Below are 2,581 nucleotides of genomic sequence, written 5' to 3'. Positions count from 1 at the left end.
CCGCAGAGCGGCGGGGCCCCCGCGGGCCCCGGCGGCCGTCCCGCCCCGCCGCAGGCCCAGTCCCGGCCCGCGCCCGCCCCCGCCGTACCGGCTCCCGCGCCCGAGCCGCGCCCCGCCCCCGCGCCCGCGCGCCCGCCCGTCGCCCCCGAGGACGACGAGCCGGCCGCCGACGACCCGGACCTCGTGGAGAGCGCCCTCAGCGGGTACGAGCTGATCGTCCGCGAGCTGGGGGCGACGGTGCTGGAGGAGTACGACAACGACGCGGCGCCGCACTGAGGCGCTCGCCCGGGACGGGTGGCCGGAGCCGGCCGTCTCACCCCCGCGCCCACGCGGCCCCCGCCGCTCACCCGCCCGTTAGGGTGAGCCGTGTGAAGGTCCTCGTCATCGGAAACGGCGCCCGCGAACACGCCCTGTGCCGCTCTCTCTCGCTCGACCCAGCCGTCGAAGCCCTGTACTGCGCCCCCGGCAACGCCGGGATCGCCGAGGTCGCCGAGGTGCGGCCCGTCGATGCCCTGGACGGGGCCGACGTCGTGCGCCTGGCCCGGGAGACGGGGGCCGGTCTCGTCGTCGTGGGGCCGGAGGCGCCGCTCGTCGCCGGGGTCGCCGACGCCGTGCGCGAGGCGGGCATCGCCTGCTTCGGGCCCGGCCGCGAGGCCGCCGCGCTGGAGGGCTCGAAGGCGTTCGCGAAGGACGTCATGGCCGCCGCGCAGGTGCCCACCGCGCGCGCCTACGTGGGCACGACGGCCGAGGAGATCGACGCCGCGCTCGACGCCTTCGGAGCCCCGTACGTCGTGAAGGACGACGGGCTCGCGGCCGGGAAGGGCGTCGTCGTCACGGACGACCGCGCGGAGGCGCGGGCGCACGCGCTCGCCTGCGGCCGGGTCGTCGTCGAGGAGTTCCTCGACGGGCCCGAGGTCTCGCTCTTCGCGGTCACGGACGGTACGACGGTCGTCCCGCTCCAGCCCGCGCAGGACTTCAAGCGCGCGCTCGACGGCGACGCGGGCCCCAACACCGGCGGCATGGGCGCCTACTCGCCGCTGCCGTGGGCCGAGCCCGGCCTCGTGGACGAGGTCCTGCGCGCGGTGCTCCAGCCGACCGTGGACGAACTGCGGCGGCGGGGCACGCCGTTCAGCGGGCTGCTGTACGCGGGACTCGCGCTCACCTCGCGCGGCGTGCGCGTCATCGAGTTCAACGCGCGCTTCGGCGACCCCGAGACGCAGGTCGTCCTCGCGCGCCTGCGCACCCCGCTCTCCGGCCTCCTGAACGCCTCCGCGCGCGGTGAGCTGGCGACCCTGGAGCCGCTGCGGTGGAGCGAGGACGCGGCCGTCACGGTCGTCGTCGCCTCCGCGAACTACCCGGCCGCTCCCCGTACGGGTGATGTGATCACCGGCCTTGACGAGGTCGCCGCGAAGGACGCCCCGGACGCGTACGTGCTGCACGCCGGGACGCGCCGGTCCGGCGAGGACGTCGTGAGCGCCGGGGGCCGCGTGCTCTCGGTGACGGCGACCGGCGCCGATCTGACGGTGGCGCGCGAGCGCGCCTACGCCGCCGTGGCGCGGATCGGGCTCGACGGCTCGCAGCACCGCACGGACATCGCCGAGCGCGCGGCGCGCGACGCGGCGGCGGCCGGCTGAGCGCCCGTACCCCGGCAGCACCACCGCCCCGGTTTCCCGGGTGTGCGCGCACGCGTGCACACCCGGGGGGCCGGGGCGGCCGCTTGTCAGCACCTTTGCCCAGAGCCATTCCATCGAGTGATCGAAGCCGTATCCGGCTGACGGCGGCGCGCGCCCCCACTAGGGTGCGGCGCACGTGCCCGACCGCCGGTGGAACCGTGCGGAACGGGCCGTACGGGCGGGCTGCGGCACTTGGCCCACCGGCATTGCGATGTCAGGGGCCGGTGTCAGAGTGGGGGATGTGAGCGACGCCGGAAAGCGCGACGGACTGCGGTCCGCCGCCGATCAGCGCGGGAAGCAAGCGACGAGGCAGAAACGGACCGGGCACCAGCACGGGTGCCCGGCCCGTCGGCGCAAGCCGGGCCCGCCAGGGTCCGGCGGGTGCCAGGGGTAGGGGGTCGGCAGGTCGTGTCGTCGGGTACGGGTGTGGAGGTGGGCGCGCTCGCCGCGCGGTCCAGAGCCGCCGCGGTGCTGCGGGTCAAGTCCGCCGCGACCGCGGTCGCGGTGCTGCCGGCGGCGTGTGCCGTCGTGCTGTGGGCCGGCGCGGCGGGCGGACGGCTGGACGGTACGGGCTGGGACGCGGCGAGACTGTGGGTCGCGGTGCTCGCCGTGCTCGCGCTCGTCCTCGCGGGGACGACGGCGCTGCTCATCGCGCGTGCCGCCCCCGCCGAGTCCCCGGCCGTGCCGGTCGAGGAGCGCGCCGCGCCCGCCCTCTACCAGCTCGTCCGGGAGCTGGCGGAACGCCTCGGGGTCCCGGCCCCGGCGGCCATAGCGCTCACGCCCGACTGCGACAGCTGGCTGGAGGAGCGCGCCGCCGCCCCCGGGGTGCGGGGCCAGGTCCTCGTGATCGGCTCGCCCTTCCTGTGGTGGCTGCGGGTGGCCGAACTGCGCGCGCTGCTCGCCCCCCG

At 77.4% G+C, this 2,581-nt stretch carries 1 protein-coding gene and 2 pseudogenes; all 3 read left to right on the top strand.

All coding sequences use genetic code 11. The features are described from left to right. Positions 1 to 276: pseudogene (locus SSBG_RS13560) on the top strand (DNA polymerase III subunit gamma and tau); the annotation flags it as partial. A 92-nt stretch (positions 277 to 368) separates the two neighbouring features. Beyond that, entirely contained in the window at positions 369 to 1,634 is a 1,266-nt protein-coding gene (purD, locus tag SSBG_RS13555; protein WP_008746690.1) for a phosphoribosylamine--glycine ligase, read from the top strand. Between the two features lie 447 nt (positions 1,635 to 2,081). Next, positions 2,082 to 2,581 (top strand): annotated as a pseudogene (locus tag SSBG_RS30240) (hypothetical protein); the annotation flags it as partial.

Source organism: Streptomyces sp. SPB074 (genome assembly GCF_000154905.1).
Lineage (GTDB): Bacteria > Actinomycetota > Actinomycetes > Streptomycetales > Streptomycetaceae > Streptomyces.
Note: the sequence above shows the minus strand (reverse complement) of the source record. Positions and strands in the feature narration are given on the sequence as shown.